Source organism: Arthrobacter sp. 05N428_2, assembly GCF_056397065.1.
Genome location: NZ_JBFTMR010000007.1, coordinates 132,650 through 147,990 on the forward strand (window position 1 = coordinate 132,650; position 15,341 = coordinate 147,990).

14 protein-coding genes are annotated in these 15,341 nt (G+C 67.9%); 10 read left to right on the forward strand and 4 right to left on the reverse strand.

The genetic code is table 11. From position 1 onward, the window contains the following. Positions 1-75 precede the first annotated feature (75 nt). Entirely contained in the window at positions 76-1,080 is a 1,005-nt protein-coding gene (locus AC1DGI_RS10040) for an alcohol dehydrogenase (RefSeq protein WP_476898682.1), read from the reverse strand. A 249-nt stretch (positions 1,081-1,329) separates the two neighbouring features. Here AC1DGI_RS10040 and AC1DGI_RS10045 point away from each other — a divergent pair, with 249 nt between their 5' ends. Then, complete coding sequence (locus tag AC1DGI_RS10045; protein WP_476898683.1) at positions 1,330-2,229, forward strand: hypothetical protein; 900 nt, start codon at positions 1,330-1,332, stop codon at positions 2,227-2,229. Positions 2,230-2,329: 100 nt separating this feature from the next. Here AC1DGI_RS10045 and dctA read toward each other — a convergent pair whose 3' ends face one another. Both dctA and AC1DGI_RS10055 read right to left on the reverse strand, forming a co-directional pair. Continuing rightward, the gene (gene dctA / locus AC1DGI_RS10050; protein ID WP_476898684.1) at positions 2,330-3,721 is read right to left on the reverse strand and encodes a C4-dicarboxylate transporter DctA; all 1,392 of its coding nucleotides are present in this window, start codon (positions 3,719-3,721) and stop codon (positions 2,330-2,332) included. 59 nt (positions 3,722-3,780) lie between these two features. Continuing rightward, positions 3,781-4,938 (reverse strand): PrpF domain-containing protein, encoded by a 1,158-nt coding sequence (locus tag AC1DGI_RS10055; RefSeq protein ID WP_476898685.1) that lies wholly within the window; start codon positions 4,936-4,938, stop codon positions 3,781-3,783. A gap of 116 nt (positions 4,939-5,054) precedes the next feature. Here AC1DGI_RS10055 and AC1DGI_RS10060 point away from each other — a divergent pair, with 116 nt between their 5' ends. The 3 genes from AC1DGI_RS10060 to AC1DGI_RS10070 all read left to right on the forward strand — a co-directional run bounded on the left by AC1DGI_RS10060 (position 5,055) and on the right by AC1DGI_RS10070 (position 7,168). Continuing rightward, on the forward strand, positions 5,055-5,999 hold the full coding sequence (locus AC1DGI_RS10060; protein ID WP_476898686.1) for a LysR family transcriptional regulator: 945 nt from the start codon (positions 5,055-5,057) through the stop codon (positions 5,997-5,999). Continuing rightward, positions 5,996-6,679 (forward strand): haloacid dehalogenase type II, encoded by a 684-nt coding sequence (locus tag AC1DGI_RS10065; RefSeq protein ID WP_476898687.1) that lies wholly within the window; start codon positions 5,996-5,998, stop codon positions 6,677-6,679. The genes AC1DGI_RS10060 and AC1DGI_RS10065 overlap by 4 nt, the downstream gene beginning before the upstream one ends. 123 nt (positions 6,680-6,802) lie before the next feature. Continuing rightward, positions 6,803-7,168 carry a VOC family protein gene (locus tag AC1DGI_RS10070; RefSeq protein ID WP_476898688.1) on the forward strand — a complete coding sequence of 122 codons (366 nt, stop codon included), beginning with the start codon at positions 6,803-6,805 and terminating at the stop codon, positions 7,166-7,168. Between the two features lie 42 nt (positions 7,169-7,210). On the opposite strand, the gene AC1DGI_RS10075 is transcribed toward AC1DGI_RS10070, so the two are convergent. Continuing rightward, on the reverse strand, positions 7,211-8,131 hold the full coding sequence (locus AC1DGI_RS10075) for a 2-hydroxyacid dehydrogenase (protein WP_476898689.1): 921 nt from the start codon (positions 8,129-8,131) through the stop codon (positions 7,211-7,213). Between the two features lie 175 nt (positions 8,132-8,306). On the opposite strand from AC1DGI_RS10075, the gene AC1DGI_RS10080 reads away from it, so the two are divergent. The 6 genes from AC1DGI_RS10080 (at position 8,307) to AC1DGI_RS10105 (ending at position 15,314) form a co-directional block, all read left to right on the forward strand. Continuing rightward, positions 8,307-9,215 carry a serine hydrolase gene (locus AC1DGI_RS10080; protein WP_476898690.1) on the forward strand — a complete coding sequence of 303 codons (909 nt, stop codon included), beginning with the start codon at positions 8,307-8,309 and terminating at the stop codon, positions 9,213-9,215. A gap of 197 nt (positions 9,216-9,412) precedes the next feature. After that, positions 9,413-10,093 (forward strand): response regulator transcription factor, encoded by a 681-nt coding sequence (locus tag AC1DGI_RS10085; RefSeq protein ID WP_441399808.1) that lies wholly within the window; start codon positions 9,413-9,415, stop codon positions 10,091-10,093. Further along, a complete protein-coding gene (locus tag AC1DGI_RS10090) occupies positions 10,090-11,571 on the forward strand; it encodes a sensor histidine kinase (RefSeq protein ID WP_476898691.1) in 1,482 nt (493 codons plus the stop codon). The genes AC1DGI_RS10085 and AC1DGI_RS10090 overlap by 4 nt, the downstream gene beginning before the upstream one ends. Before the next feature lie 149 nt (positions 11,572-11,720). Next, positions 11,721-12,935 carry a glycosyltransferase family protein gene (locus tag AC1DGI_RS10095; protein WP_476898692.1) on the forward strand — a complete coding sequence of 405 codons (1,215 nt, stop codon included), beginning with the start codon at positions 11,721-11,723 and terminating at the stop codon, positions 12,933-12,935. After that, positions 12,922-14,142, forward strand: a complete 1,221-nt coding sequence (locus tag AC1DGI_RS10100; RefSeq protein ID WP_476898693.1) for a glycosyltransferase — start codon at positions 12,922-12,924, stop codon at positions 14,140-14,142. The genes AC1DGI_RS10095 and AC1DGI_RS10100 overlap by 14 nt, the downstream gene beginning before the upstream one ends. Then, the gene (locus AC1DGI_RS10105) at positions 14,142-15,314 is read left to right on the forward strand and encodes a glycosyltransferase family 4 protein (RefSeq protein ID WP_476898694.1); all 1,173 of its coding nucleotides are present in this window, start codon (positions 14,142-14,144) and stop codon (positions 15,312-15,314) included. Before AC1DGI_RS10100 ends, AC1DGI_RS10105 begins: the two co-directional genes overlap by 1 nt. Positions 15,315-15,341: the final 27 nt, after the last annotated feature.

The following is a 15,341-nucleotide window of genomic DNA, read 5'->3' on the forward strand; positions in this document are numbered from 1 at the left end:
CGGAGGATGCAGGCGCCATGTACTGCCTCGCGGCACGCACTCATCGCGAGTTTGTGGCGGCTTAACCCGTCGCGTTTAGGCGGCGGTGGTCAGGACCACGCGGAAGCGTGCCTTGCCGGACATCATGTGGTCGAAGCCCTCGGCCGCTTTCTCCAGCGGGTAGGTCTCGATCATCGGCCGGACGCCGGTGAGGGCCGAGAAGCGGAGGGTGTCCTCGGAGTCCTTCGCGGTGCCGGAGGCGTGGCCGTTGACCGAGCTGCTGCCCATCACCAGGCTGGCCGCGCTGACCTCGAGGGATTCGTGCGGGACGCCCAGGACCACCAGGCGGCCCCGCGGTGCCAGGCCGCCGACGGTGCCGGACATCGCCTTGGCGTCCGTGACGGTGGCGAGGACCACCTTGGCACCGCCGAGCTTCTTCAGTTCCTCGGCGACGTCGGCCGTGGTGCTGTCGATGTAGTGGTGCGCGCCGAGCTCCTTGGCGAACGGTTCCTTCTCCGAGCCGCGGGCGATCGCCACGACCTCGAAGCCCATCTTGGCGGCGAACTGCACGCCCAAGTGGCCGAGGCCGCCCAGGCCCAGGACGGCGACGACGTCGCCCGCGCGGGCTCCGCTGTGCCGCAGGCCGTTGAAGGTGGTGACGCCGGCACACATCAGCGGCGCGGCCTCCTCGAAGCTCAGCCCCTCCGGAATAGCGGCAAGGGCATCGGCGGGGGCCACCAGGTACTCGGCGTAGCCGCCGTCGGCGCTCAGGCCGGTGGTCTTGCCCACCGAACAGGTGATGAAATCACCGCGGCGGCAGGAGTCGCACTCGAAGCAGGCGCCGCCGAACCAGCCCACGCCCACCCGCTGGCCGGCCTCCCACTGGGAGACGCCCTCGCCCACGGACTCGACCGTGCCGGCGACCTCGTGGCCGGGGATGCGGGGATAGGAAGAAGCGAAGCCGCCGGCGGCCATGGCGTCGGAGTGGCAGATGCCGCTGGCGTGGACCTTGACCAGGACGTGGCCGCGGGGAACCTCGGGGATATCGCGCTCGACGGTCTCGAAGGAGGCGCCGGGTGCTGCAAACTGGATGGCTTTCATGGGGGTGCCTTTCCATAGTTCTCGATGGCGGCCCGGGTGGGGACGGCCGGGCCGTTCAGTCATGGGGGGCCGACGGCAGCGGTGCCGGCCGGCGTAGGGAACCGGTCAGCACCGCAATCACCGAGGCCCGTCCGTCAGTTTACGACCGGAGGCTGGGCGTGGGCAGGGTGGAATTTGAGTGCCAATTCGTTATCACTTCATCTGTGTCGGGAAACGTTGGTTGTCATACCCCTCTGAAATATTTGAGCTATGACAAATTCAGAGCTCTCTGGGGTGGGCTCACAGCAGACCGCGCCCCACGAACCGCAGCCGCCGTCCACCGCGCAAGCCGGACACGGGGCGCCGCCCGCAGCACCTGTACAGCAGCCTTCAAAGGCAAAGAAACCGAGGAATGTCGTCGGACTGATTGCCCTTATTGCGGCGATCGTCGGATTTATTTTTGCTTGCATCCCCGGCGCATTGATTATCGGTTGGATTCTGCTTCCGATTGCCTTCATCCTTGCCATTGTTTCCTTGTTCTTCAAAGACAAGGCCAAGGGGATGGGTATCGCCGCTCTCATCATCTCGGTAGTGGGCACGATCGTCGGCGTCGTGGTCTTCACCTCCGTCGTCGCCACCTCGCTCAGCAATGCTGTCGGCGGCGGAGAGACGAAGGTCGTCCAGCCCTCCGGCGCAGCTTCCGCTAACGCCGCTCCGGCGGCTAACGGGGGCGCCAAGGCAGGGACCCGCGAGAACCCGAACCCGATCGGCTCCGCTGTGGAGGCGAAGGACTGGAAGGTCGTCGTCAACTCCGTGAAGCTCGACGCCACCGATGCCGTCCTGGCCGCCAACTCCTACAACAAGGCTCCGGCTGCTGGCTCCGAGTACATCCTCGTGAATTACTCGGCCACCTATCTCGGCAGCGACGCCAACGGCCAGATGCCCGCGTTCGTCTCCATTGAATATGTGACTCCGGACGGCAAGACCATCGACGGGCTTAGCAAGATCGTCACGGCACCGGAGCCGATCGATACGATGAGCACCCTCTACAAGGGCGCCACCGCCACCGGCAACAAGGCAATTGAAGTTCCCTCCGCCACCGCGGCCCAAGGCGTTCTGGCAGTTCGCCCCGGAATGCTGGCCGACAAGGCATTCGTCGCCGTCAAGTAAAGTCCACGAACAGAACCACGAAAAGGGCGGGTCCTCCGGTGAAAACCGGAGGACCCGCCCTTTGTCTTAAATCCTTCCCGAATTTGGGCGGTTGGGGGGCCTAGTGGACGAGTGCCGGCTGGGGTGCCTTGACCGGCTCCGCCGGGTGTCCGGCGTCGGCCGTCACGTTCCCGTCCGCCGGGTGCCCGGTCCCCTGCCCGGCGTCGGCCGCATCTCCGTCGGCCTCGGTGGGAACGAACCCGGCCTTGAGCTCACGGTGCAGCGTCACGGTGTCCAGCGAGTTCTGCCACTTGGCCACGGCCACGCAGGAGACGATGTTGCAGACCGTGCTGGTCAGGGCGCGGGCCTCGCTCATGAAGCGGTCGATACCGACGATCAGGGCCACGCCGGCCACCGGCAGGGTGGGCATGACGGTCAGCGTTGCCACCAGGGCCACGAAGCCGCTGCCGGTCACGCCGGCGGCGCCCTTGGAGGTCAGGAGCATCATGCCGAGCATGAGCAGGATCTGGCCCCAGCTGAGGTGGATGTCGCACGCCTGGGCTATGAACATCGAGGCGAGGGTCAGGTAGATGGCCGTGCCGGAGAGGTTGAAGCTGTAGCCGGTGGGGACCACCAGGCCCACGACGCTACGGTCGCAGCCGATCCGCTCCAGCTTCGAGAGCAGCCGCGGCAGCACCGGCTCGCTGGAGGAGGTGGCCAGGACGATGAAGAACTCGTCCTTGAAGTAGCGCAGGGTCTGCCAGAGGCTGAAGCCGGTGATCCGGGCGAGGAGGCCCAGGCCGACGACGACGAAGACGATGCAGGCGGCGTAGAAGGCCAGGATCAGCATGCCCAGGTTGCCGATGGAGTGCGCGCCGTACTTGCCGACGGTGAAGGCCATGGCGCCGAAGGCACCCAGCGGGGCGACCTTCATGATGTAGCCGAAGACAACGAAGAGCATCTTGTTGAAGCTGTTCACCACGGTCAGTGCCACCTGGCCGGGGGCGCCGAGCTTGCTGAAAGCGAAGCCGCAGAGCATCGCGATGACCAGGACGGGCAGCACCTCACCGTCGGCGAAGGCGCCCACGAAAGTCGTCGGGATGATGTTCAGGAAGAAGTCCACGGGATTGCTGCTGGGCAGCTGGCTGGTGTACTTCGCGGCCACCGAGGAGTCCAGGTGCGCCGGGTCGATGTGCATGCCGGCGCCGGGTTGGATGATCATCACCGCGGCGAGGCCCAGTGCCAGTGCCACCGCGGTCAGCGCGTAGAACAGGCCGAGGGAGCGGAGCAGGGTGGGCCGGACCTGCTTGGTGTCCGTCAGGGAGGTGATGCCCCCGACGATCGTGCAGAAGRCGATCGGTGCGATCATGAACTTCACCAGCTTGACGAAGCCGTCGCCGATGGGCTTGAGTCCGGCGCCGAGGTCCGGCCAGAGCGAGCCCACCAGGACGCCGAGGGCGACGCCGATGAGGACCTGGACGTAGAGATGCCCGAGGATGGATTTGATCTTCATTGAACAACTTCCTTGCTGAATGCGGCCCTCTTATGATGACAGGGCAACAGGTACGGGTGCTAGGCGGAGATGCCGGAGGTCCTGGCGACGTCGATATCGGCCGTCGCGAGGTGCCGGGCCGCGCGGTGCAGAGCGACCTCGGTGACGGAGCCGTCGTCCCCGGCGACAACTTCGGTGGTGACCACGCCGGCCGGGGTACCGATGCGCAGCAGGCGGGGGGCGCCGGGGGTGAGGTTCGCGGCCGGCCGGAGCAGCCCGGCCAGAACGGATCCCGGCAAGGCGGCGGCCAGGGAAACGGCCACCGCGGAGGTGAGGCCGATAGCCGGGTGCGGCGCCAGCATGGAGAGCATGCGGACCCGCAGGTCGTGGGATTCCGCTGGGACGAGAGCGCCGTCCGCGGCGGTGTAGTCGCCGGGGCCCGCGACGACGCCGACCTTCGGCACCGCGTTCTGCGGCGGGTCCTCGGGTTGCCGCAGCCCCATCATCAGCCCGGCCGCGGCCCGGGCCGCGACCAGCGTGCCGAGCTCCTCGGACAGGTTGCCGGTCATGTCGGAGAGGTCGACGCCGGCCTCGGCAGCCGGGATCAGGACCGCGGGGGCGCCGGCGTCCACCAGCGTCGCCGCCACGGTCCGGGCGCCGAGGTTGATGCTGTCGGCCGGGTTGTTGGTGGGCAGGACGGCCCCGGTGCTGCGGCCCCAGGGCCCGTGGAAGGACAGGCTGACGGGGACGCCGACGGCGGTACTGCCCGGAACCCGGGCCAGCCCGAACTTCGGCACGGTGCCGCCCGGGGTGGGGACGGTGCCGCTGAGCACGGCGCCGGTGTTGAGGTTGCGCATCCGAACCCGGGTGAGGCCGTCTGCGGCGGGAACGATGCCCGTCTGCACGGCGAAGAGGGCAATAGCGGTGGCGCAGTTGCCGCAGTTGGAGCCCAGCTCCACCGTCCCATCACCGATCCCCACTTGGGCGAACAGGTACTCCAGGTCCGCGTCGGTTCCGGGGGTGGCCCAGACGACGGCGGCCTTGGACGTGGTGGAGGTTCCGCCGCCCACGCCGTCGAGCTGCCGTGCGTCCGCCGCGCCGAAAGCGTCGGCGAGCAGTTCACGGATTTCTTCCCGGTTGGTTGCGAACGGGGCGACGTCTTCCGCGTCAAACAACCAGCATTTGCTGGTCCCGCCCCGATACCAGTGGCCTCGCAGTCCCACGGTGTTCTCCTTCATGTGGTGCAGATGGTTCGTCGCGCATCCCTGCGCTTCCCCATCTACGATCCGGCAGTCGAGACTTCAGCACAATCACGATAAATTCCACACCCCTTCACTTTTGCTAAAGTCAGAGGATGGCAAAGCTTGATCTTCACCGGCTCCACCTGCTCCGCGAGGTGCACCGCTCGGGCTCGCTGACGTCCGCCGCGGCGGCGCTGTCCTTCACGACGTCGGCGGTCTCGCAGCAGATCGCGAAGCTCGAACGCGAGGTGGGCGTGTCCCTGGTGGACCGCCAGCCGCGCGGGGTGGTGCTGACAGAGGCAGGGCTGGCCCTGGTGGGCTACGCGGACAGCATCGACCGGACCATCGAGGCGGCCCGGGCGGAGATGGACGAGTTCGCCGGGCTTCGCCGGGGCCAGCTGCGGATGGGCACCTTCCCCACCGTGGGAGCCTCGCTGATGCCGGATGTGGTGCTGGCGTTCCGGGCCCGGCATCCGGATGTGGCGGTGACGGTGATCAGCGCCCGGCGCGAGGGGCTGCTGGAGGCGCTGCGCCGCCGCGACGTCGAACTGACCCTGCTCTGGGACTACCCCTGGCAGGAGATCGCGGACGAGGACTTGTCCCTGGTCCCGCTGATGAACGACCCCACCATGCTGCTCGTACAGCGCGACCACCCGCTGGCCGGGAAAAAGTCGGTGCGGATCGAATCGCTGCGAGAGCAGGAATGGATTGTCCGCGACGAGCACCCCGTGGCGGACGTGCTCCGCCGGGTCTGCCGCGAGGCCGGCTTCGAACCCCGCATCGCCTTCGACGCCAACGATTACCAGGAGACCCAAGGGATGGTCGCGGCGGGCATCGGCATCGCCCTGGCGCCGCAACTGGCCCTCAGCGCGCTGCGGCCCGACGTCGTCGCCGTCCCCCTCGCCGGCGCACCGAAACGACGGATCCTCCTGGCCCAGCTGGCCAACCGCCGGCTCAGCCCGGCGGCCCAGCAGGCCGCGGCGGTGTTCCGCTCTACGGCAAAGCGGCGGGCTGCAGGGCGTATAACGGATACACCGGCACCAGAGGAGACCCCATGACCACCGCACCGATTTCCGTGATTGTCTTCGACGTCAACGAGACCCTGTCCGACATGTCGCCGATGGGCGCCCGCTTCGCGGAGGTGGGAGCCCCACCGGAACTGGCCAAGCTCTGGTTTGCCTCCCTGCTGCGGGACGGTTTTGCGCTGACGGCCAGCGGGGACAGCCGGGGCTTCGCTGAGATCGGTGCCACGGTGCTCCGGCAACTGTTCGCCGGCATCGAGCTGGACCGCCCGCTGGATTCCGCGGTGGAACACGTCATGGGCGGCATGAGCGAACTCGGCGTGCACCCGGATGTCCCCGGCGGGATCCACGGCCTCGCCGCCGCGGGCTTCCGCCTGGTCACGCTGAGTAACGGCTCGGCCCGGATCGCGGCGAAACTGCTGGATGACGCCGGGATCAGGGAATCGTTCGAGGCGTTGCTTTCGGTCGAAGACGCCCCCGCCTGGAAACCGGCCCGGGCGTCTTACGAGTATGCCGCCACCGCGTCAGGCGTGGACCCGGCACGGATGATGCTGGTGGCAGTCCATCCCTGGGATATCCACGGCGCCGCCCGCGCGGGCCTGCAAACGGCGTGGCTGAACAGGACCGGCGGCAGCTACCCGGACCACTTCGAGGCCCCGAACGTCACCGTCACGGCCCTGACGGAGCTTCCGGCGGCCTTGGCCTCAACGAACTGACGGGAGCGACGCCACTTCGGCGCCGGCACGCTGGGTCGCCGCCCAGCTGGCGGGAACCCGAGGGAGGCACTGGCATTACCCGGAACAACACTGCCGGCCGAAGCCAAGGTGTAGTTTGGCCTAATGCTGAGCATCGGCTCGATCGTGATCAGGGTGGACGACCTCGAACGCCAGATGAGTTTCTGGCAGGCCGCGCTGGGCTATGAGCGGCGGCACGAACCGGAAGACGGCTTCGTCATTCTGCAGCCGCCCGGCGGTGCCGGCACGTGCATCTCCCTGGACCAGCTTCCCGCGACGGTCCAAATCCCGCCCCGCCTGCACCTGGACCTGTATACAGAGGACCAACACGCCGAAGTACACCGGCTGCTGGCCCTGGGCGCCACCCGGATCGAGTGGAGCAAGAGGCCGGCGGACGCAGATTACGTGATCTTGGCCGATCCCGAAGGCAACCGGTTCTGCGTGGTGGACACCGCCGGGCGCGGCAATTAAGCCCCGCGCCCCGGCTAAGCCCTGCGTCCCGGGGCCCGGCACCTACGCGCCCAGCACCACGTTGACCGGCGGTTCACCGGCCAGCATGAGGTCGATCTGCCGCTGCAGCAGCCGCCCCATCCGCGGGCGCATCGCCGAGCTGGCCCCGCCGACGTGCGGGCTGATGATGACGCCGGGGGCTCCCCACAGCGGGTGGTCCTGCGGCAGGGGCTCCGGGTCGGTGACGTCCAGGGCGGCGCGGATCCGCCCGGAAGCAGTGTGCCGGACCAAGGCGTCGGTGTCCGCGACCGGTCCCCTGGCCACATTGACCAGCAGCGCGCCGTCGGGCATGGCCGCGAGGAACGCGTCGTCGACGAGGTGCCGGGTGGAGTCGCTGAGCGGCACCACCACCACCACGATGTCGTGCTCCGGCAGCAGGCTGTGCAGCTCGTCGATGCCGTGCACGTGGCCGCGCTGGTCGGTGCGCTCCCGGCTCGCCACCCGCGTGACGGTGGTTTCGAACGGCAGCAGCCGGTCCTCGATGGCCTTGCCGACGCCGCCGTAGCCGACGATCAGCACGCGCTGGTCCGCGAGGCTGGCGGTGGGACGGCTCTCCCAGCGGCGCTCCCGCTGGTTCTGCAGCACCCGCGGAAGCTCGCGCTGGCTGGCCAGGATCAGGGCCACTGTCAGCTCGGCGGTGGCGGTTTCGTGGACGGTGGAGGCGTTGGCGTACACCCGCCCTGCTGGCAGGACCTCCTCGATACCGTCGTAGCCGATCGACTGGCTCTGCACCAGCCCGGTCTCCACGGCGTCCAGCGCGCGCAGGACCTCCTTGCTGCCCATGTACGGCGGGACCACGATGTCGATGGACGGCTGCGGCGGCTCCCCGGAGAGGTCCCACTCGAGCATGGTGACGTCCGGGTGCGGCGTGAGGTACTCCCGCAGGGTCGCGTCCGGCAGGCTGACAGATATTTTCCTCGGCATGCTGCCAGCCTAACCGGCGGGCCGGACGACGGCGGCAACGGGCCTCCCAGGCGGCTGGGAGTTTGCGCACAGACCGGAGCGGCCCCGCGTGGGGCGTGGACTTGCCCCGTGCCCGGGCCTAGATTCAAGGGATCCCCGCCCTGCCCGATCTGGCGGCTTAATCTGGAAGGTCCCTATGAACACCCCCGGCCCCCGGACTCCGGCGGCGAGCGCCCGCGTGACGGCCCGACGCCGGTTGCTGGCGGTGGGGGCAACCACCACGCTGCTGCTGGCCGCGGCGGTCACGGCCGGCGCCCTGCGCACCGGGCCGGACCCCAAGACGGATTTCTGGGCCACCCTGCACAGCCAGCTGCAACCGCTTCCGGTCCGCAGCGCCGCCGGTGCGCCGCCCGCCGTCGTCGACCTCGCCGCCGAAATGCGGCGGATCCTGGCCGAGAACCCCGACTACCGGATCGGCGTCGTCGTCCAGGACACGCGCGGCGGGGAGCCGCAGGCGTACGGCGACGTCGCCGAGTACAAGGCTGCCAGCACGGCCAAGATCATCACCGCCGCCGCTTACTACCATCTGGTGGAAAGCGGCGAGAAGTCGCTGGACGCGGAGCTGGGAAGTTTCGATGCCGCGTTCCAGCTCAAGGCCATGGTCAACACCAGCAGCGATGATTCCTGGCTGCTGCTGATGCAGGACATCGGCTACCCGCGGCTGATCGAGTACGCGGCGTCGATCGGCATCAGCTACGACCCGGAAGAGAACCTTCTGACCCCGGCCGCGATGGCACTGCTGCTCAAGCAGCTCTACGCCGGGCAGCTGCTTAGCCCGGAGCACACCGACGAGCTGCTGGGCTACATGCAGGACACCAACGACGATGAACTGATCCCCGCGGCCGTGCCGCAGGGCATCACGGTGAACCACAAGTACGGGGTGGTGCAGGGCTACGTCCACGACGCCGCGGTCCTGCGCTCCGGTGATGCCGCCTACGCGGTGGCGATTTACACCTGGGGTGAGGAGGACGCGGACAGCCCGGACCGGATCGGCGTGATCCACCAGGTGACGACGGCGGTCACCGGGGCCTTGTTCCGGCGGTAACACTCCGAAAGCTTGGCGCGAGGGGTGGCGCGGACCCCGCTACAGGGGCAACATGGAGAACACCGGGTCCAACGCCAATCGCGGATGCCGGAACTTCGCGCACGGACACTTAGCAATGCCCGCGCTATGCCCGTCCTTCGGGCCGATCGGGGCTGCTGGGGCTCCTGACTTTGCTCCCAGCTCATGCAGGGGTCGATGTGATCCGCATACTCATCGCCGAAGACGAAGAACGCATCTCCCGGTTCATCGAAAAGGGCCTGCGGGCCGCCGGCTTCGCTCCGACCGTTGTGACCGACGGTGTCACGGCCGTGGACTACGCCTCCAGCGGCCAGTTCGACCTCCTGCTCCTCGACGTCGGGCTCCCCCGCCTCGACGGCTTCACCGTGCTGACCGCGCTGCGCAAGAACGGGGTGGATCTTCCGGTCATCATCCTCACCGCCCGGAGCTCCGCCGCGGACACCGTCGCCGGCTTGGACGGCGGCGCCGACGACTACATGACCAAGCCGTTCCGCTTCGAAGAACTCGTGGCCCGGATCAGGCGCCGCGTCCGCCCGGGCGAAAACAACGACCCTCCTGCGGACCACATCATCCGCTACGGCATCCTGGAACTGAACCTCCACACCCGCACCGTAAGCGTCGGGGACAGGACGGTCGAACTGTCCGCCCGCGAGTTCGCGCTGGTCGAGATGTTCCTGCTCCATCCCGGGCAGGTCCTGAGCCGGCAACAACTTCTGAGCCATGTGTGGGGCTACGACTTTGACGGGACATCCAACGTGGTGGACGTCTACGTGCGCCAGTTACGGCAAAAGATCGGCGCGGACCACATCGTCACGACACGCGGTGCCGGATACCGGCTGGCCAGGGAAGGGGAATCGTGACGTCCCCGGACTTGGACCCGTCCGGCTGGAGCGCGAAGTTCCATTCGGTGCGTTTCCGGGTGGTGGCCGCCATGCTGGGCATGATGCTCGCCGGGCTGGTGAGTGCGGGACTGATCGCCTTCATTGTCCAGTTCCAGGACTCCGACGCCCGGGTTGACCAGGCAATCCTGGACAAGGGCAATTCACTGGTCAAACTGGTTGAGACCAACAACGATGCCAGCAGCGATTCGTACAGCAACAAGCTCCGCGACTCGGCCGAGGACATCGCACCCCGCAGCAACGAAGTCATGGCCGCAATCGTTGACGGGCGCATTGAGTGGATCAAAGAAGGGAATCCCGATGAGCCTCTCTTGGACCAAGCCGTGCGACCCGCCGCAACCCAGCTCCCTAACCCCGCAGCCGCAGTCTTCGACGAGTTCAACGCCGGCGGCCGTCCGCTCAGAACCGTCGTCCTGCCGGTGAAGGATGCGACGGCTCAAAGCACCGGGACGTATCTGTTGCTTGGCCGGGACGCCTCCGACCAAAGAGACCACAATCTCGCCTCCGTCCAGACGTACTCCCTCGTAGCGGTCGGCACGCTGCTCGCCGCGGCCCTGATCGGCGGGCTGGTGGCCGGGCGTCTGCTGGATCCGCTCCGCCGCCTGCGCGAAGCCACCCGCGTGGTCAGCCACGAGGACCTCACCCAGCGGGTGGAAGTGCGCGACGGCGAGGACGACGTGACGCTCCTGACCAAGACCTTCAACACCATGCTGGAACGGCTCGATGAGGGCGCCCGGCAGCAGCAACAGTTCCTGGACGACGCCGGCCACGAGCTGCGAACCCCCCTCACGATTCTCCGCGGACACCTGGAACTCGTCTCGGTCGACGACCCCGCCGATGTGATAGCCACGAGGGAGGTGCTGCTCGAAGAGCTGGACCGGATGCAGCGACTCGTGGATGACCTGCTGGTCCTCGCCAACGCCGGCCACCCCGACTTCATCAGGAAAGCGCCCATCCGGATCCCCGAATTCCTCCAACAGGTAATGGAAAAAATCCGTGTCCTCGCGGACCGCCGCTGGCAGATCGATGAGAGCGCCGACTACGTGGTGGAGGCCGACCCCCAGCGCCTCACCCAGGCCCTCGTCCAGCTGGCCGCCAACGCCGTCAAGTACACCGGGAGCTCCTCCACGATCGCCCTGGGCAGCAGGATCGAAGGTCCGACGGCGCCGGACGGCACCCCGCTGGCCGGTTTTGACACGCTTGTGCTGTGGGTGCGGGACACCGGCGCCGGCATCGAGGTGAAGGACCAGCAGCGGATCTTTGAGCGTTTCGGCCGGGCCCGCCCGGGGCGCGGGGAGGAAGGCTCGGGCCTCGGCCTTGCCATCGTGGCTGCTATCGCCGAAGCCCACGGCGGCACGGCTACCGTGGAATCAGCCTACGGCCAGGGATCACGCTTCATGATCCGGGTCCCGCTCCAGACCGTTGGCGTGAAACTCTGAACCGATAGCATCGGTGCCGCTTTTCATGAGAACTCCTTCATCTTCCCCTCATCCCTCCCTCACGCTTGCGGTGCAGGCTGGTCCTAGACATCAACCACCGCTGGCAGGGAATACCCCTGAGTTGCGGGCCGTGTGTTTGGAGGACCGCAATGGATCCGATGCGAATAGTGCTCTACTCACATGATTCGGTGGGCCTTGGGCATGTGCGCCGGAATCTGGCGCTGGCGCACGCCCTGAACAATCAACTTCCGGGACTGACCGGCCGTCCCGTCACCGGCATCCTCATCACCGGAACCGCGCATGCGCCCGCGTTCCAAGCGCCGGACGGCTGGGACTGGGTACTGCTTCCCGGCGTGGGCAAAAGCCCGGAGGGCTATCTGCCCCGGAACCTCGCGATGCCCATGCACGAGCTTGTGTCCATGCGGGCACGGCTGCTTAGAGCGGTCCTGGCCGGGTTCCGCCCGCATCTGGTGATTGTGGACCGCCATGCGACCGGGGTGCACCGCGAACTGGAATCCGCCTTGCGGCATGCCCGTTCGGGCGCCCCTGTGCGGGTGGTGCTGGGGCTCCGGGAAGTCCTGGATTCCCCCGACGTCGCTTTCAGCGAGTGGGCCCGCTTTGGCGGACCGCGGCTGGTCAAGGCCTTGTTCGATGAGATCTGGATCTACGGCGACCCTGCCGTCCACGATCCCGTGGCGGCCGGCGAAATTCCCTTCTCCCTCCGGAAGCTCATCCGCTACACCGGTTACCTTGCCGAGGGACGGCCCCCCGGCTCCGGAACCAGTTGCATGCCCGGCCCCTACTGCCTGACGACGGTCGGCGGCGGCTCAGACGGCCACGCCTTGGCCAGAGTGGCGGTTGCCGCCCACGTGCCGGAGGGCCTGGGACACCTGATCGTGGCGGGCCCCGAGATGCCCTTTGAGCAGCTCAACGATTTGCGGCAGCAGGCCGGGCCCGGTGTCAAGGTTGTCGCCACGGTGGATGACCTCATCTACCATCTCCGCAACGCGGCCGCCGTCGTTTCGATGGGCGGCTACAACACGGTGTGCGAGATCATGAGCACGAACGTCCCCGCCCTGATCGTGCCCCGCACCCAAGCCCGGGCCGAACAGCGCATCCGGGCCACGTCGCTGGCAAACGCCGGCTATTTGGAACAACAGGACATCGGCACGCTGACCCCCGACATCTTCGGCTGCTGGCTCGCGGCGAGGATCGGCACCACGGTGGATCGCCGTCGGGCGATCCTCGACGGGCTGATCCGGGTTCCGCAATTGGCGGCCCAGTTGCTCCAGCCGCTGTTCCGTCCGAACGCCAGCGACCCCGCACTCAGTCCTAAAGAAGGCGCCGGCCGTGTCGCCGTCTGAGCCGGGGACTGCCTACGTCCTCAAGATGTACCCGCGGTTCTCCGAGACTTTCATCGTGTCGGAGATCCTGGCCCGGGAAGCGGCCGGCGACCGGATCGAGATCTTCTCGCTGCTGCCGCCCAACGATCCCCGGTTCCACTCCGAACTCGCCCGGGTCCGGGCGCCGGTGACCTACATTGGCCGGCCGCTAAAGACGTCCGAGCTCTGGGAGAGCTTTCAGGCGGCCGACACGGCCGGGCTGACCGGCGCGCTGGGCAGGAATTTCGGCGAGCTCGCGGCCGCCGCGTCGGACGACGCCGTGCGTGCCATCAACCTGGCCGTTGCCCTGCAACATCGCAACATCCGGCACATGCACGTCCACTTCGCCTCGGGAGCCACGAGTGTCGCCCGGCTGGCTTCGGCCATCACGGGTATCCCGTACTCGTTCACCGCCCACGCCGTCGACATCTTCCATGACTCGGTCAGCAGCGAGGACCTCCGGATCAAACTCGAACAGGCCCATCACGCCGTGACGATCAGCCGCTTCAATCTGCGCTACCTGCGCAAGCGCTTCCCCGCTTCGACCGCGCGGCTTCATTTGGTGCGCAACGGCCTGGACCTGGACCGCTTCCCGTACCGGGATCCGTTCCCGCTCGGCGGCACGGTGCGGATCGCCGCCGTCGGGCGCCTGGTGGAGAAGAAGGGATTCCAGCATCTGCTGCCCGCCGCAGCCGAACTCCTGGCGGAGGGTTTCCGCTTGGACCTGCGCATCGCCGGAACCGGGGTGCTGGCCGACGAGCTCGAGGCCACGATCGAACGCCTCGGGCTCGCTGACCACGTCCGGCTGATCGGAGCCCAGACCCAGGACCAGGTCCATGAGCTGCTCGAATCGTCCGACATCTTTATTGCCCCCTGCGTCGTCGCGGCGGACGGCAATGCGGACGGGATGCCCACGGTCCTCCTGGAAGCGATGGCCGCCGGCGTTCCCTGCATCAGCACGGCAGTCACCGGAATCCCTGAAGTGGTCCGGAATGGTTCGACCGGGATCCTGGCGCGGCCGGCAAATTCGCACGTCCTGGCCCGTGCCATCCAGAAGATGAGCTCTCCCGGCACCGACCGTGTCTCGATGACCCGCAACGCCCGGACGCTGATCGAGCAGGACTTCGATGTCCGACGGCAGGCCGAACTGTTGCGGTCCCTCGCCCTCGCGGAACTGAGGGTCGCCTGATGCACGTGGCCTATATCTGCGCAGACCCCGGGGTGCCGGTTTTTGGCACCAAGGGCTCCTCCGTGCACGTCCAGGAAGTCGTCCGGGCCTGGCGGGTGGCAGGCGCCAACGTCACGGTCTACTGCGCCCGGCTGGGAACCGACCGGCCCGACGACCTCGACGACCTCGACGTCGTCGAAGTCCAGCCGGACAGCGTCCCCGGGCCCGCCCGCGAACAGGCACTCGAGAACGCCGCGCTCGCCCTGGTTGACCAGGTCCTGCGGCAAGGCTGCGGCCTCGTGTACGAACGCTATTCGCTGTTCAGCCCGGCGCTTTCGGTGCTGGCCCGCGTGCTGGAGATCCCCTCGATCCTCGAAGTCAACGCGCCGCTGATCGAGGAACAACAGAAGTACCGCGAACTGCTGGACATCAGGAAGGCCGAAACGATCCTCCGGCGCAATGCCGGGACCGCCGACGTCGTGGCCTGCGTTTCGGAGCCGGTAGTCCGCTGGGTGCGAGCCCGGGTGCCCGGCGCCCGGACGATCTTGGCGCCGAACGGCGTCAACACCGAACGCATCACGGCGCGCCGCCCCGGCCGTAAGAACCCCGACCACCTCACCGTGGCCTTTGTCGGAACGCTGAAGCCCTGGCACGGGGTGCCGGACCTGCTGCAGGCCGTCGCACTGGCGAATTCCACCGCCCCCGAGCCGGGCCTCCGGTGGACGGTGCGGATCATCGGCGACGGCCCGGGCCGGATGGAACTGGAACAGCTCGCCGGCTCGCTGGGGGTTGAGACGGAGTTCACCGGGGCCGTACGGCCGGCGGACGTGCCGGCCCTGCTGCACGAGTGCGACGCCGCCGCGGCGCCCTACCCCGCGGAAGAAGAGGGACGGGACGATTACTTTTCGCCCCTGAAGGTCTATGAGTACATGGCCTCCGGGATGCCGATCATCGCGAGCTCCGTGGGGCAGATACCGTCGATCCTGGAGGACGGACGCACGGGCATCCTGGTTCCCCCGTCGCAGCCCGCGGCCCTCGCCGTCGCTCTGACCCGGGTGGCGGATGATCGTGCCCTGCGCGAAGGTCTCGGCAGCCGGGCCCGCGAAGAGGCCGAAAAGCGCTTCAGTTGGAACGGGGTCCTCTCCCGCATCACGGCGGCACTGCCGGTCCCGCGGCAGGCGGCTTGGCCATGACCGCGCCCAGGCACGAACCGACACGAA

What these genes read in the sequence shown, in the direction of transcription:
- AC1DGI_RS10040 (WP_476898682.1), bottom strand. Translation starts at nt 1,080, where the DNA reads ATGAAAGCCATCCAGTTTGCAGCACCCGGCGCCTCCTTCGAGACCGTC.
- AC1DGI_RS10045 (WP_476898683.1), top strand. Translation starts at nt 1,330, where the DNA reads ATGACAAATTCAGAGCTCTCTGGGGTGGGCTCACAGCAGACCGCGCCC.
- AC1DGI_RS10055 (WP_476898685.1), bottom strand. Translation starts at nt 4,938, where the DNA reads ATGAAGGAGAACACCGTGGGACTGCGAGGCCACTGGTATCGGGGCGGG.
- AC1DGI_RS10060 (WP_476898686.1), top strand. Translation starts at nt 5,055, where the DNA reads ATGGCAAAGCTTGATCTTCACCGGCTCCACCTGCTCCGCGAGGTGCAC.
- AC1DGI_RS10065 (WP_476898687.1), top strand. Translation starts at nt 5,996, where the DNA reads ATGACCACCGCACCGATTTCCGTGATTGTCTTCGACGTCAACGAGACC.
- AC1DGI_RS10070 (WP_476898688.1), top strand. Translation starts at nt 6,803, where the DNA reads ATGCTGAGCATCGGCTCGATCGTGATCAGGGTGGACGACCTCGAACGC.
- AC1DGI_RS10075 (WP_476898689.1), bottom strand. Translation starts at nt 8,131, where the DNA reads ATGCCGAGGAAAATATCTGTCAGCCTGCCGGACGCGACCCTGCGGGAG.
- AC1DGI_RS10080 (WP_476898690.1), top strand. Translation starts at nt 8,307, where the DNA reads ATGAACACCCCCGGCCCCCGGACTCCGGCGGCGAGCGCCCGCGTGACG.
- AC1DGI_RS10095 (WP_476898692.1), top strand. Translation starts at nt 11,721, where the DNA reads ATGGATCCGATGCGAATAGTGCTCTACTCACATGATTCGGTGGGCCTT.
- AC1DGI_RS10105 (WP_476898694.1), top strand. Translation starts at nt 14,142, where the DNA reads ATGCACGTGGCCTATATCTGCGCAGACCCCGGGGTGCCGGTTTTTGGC.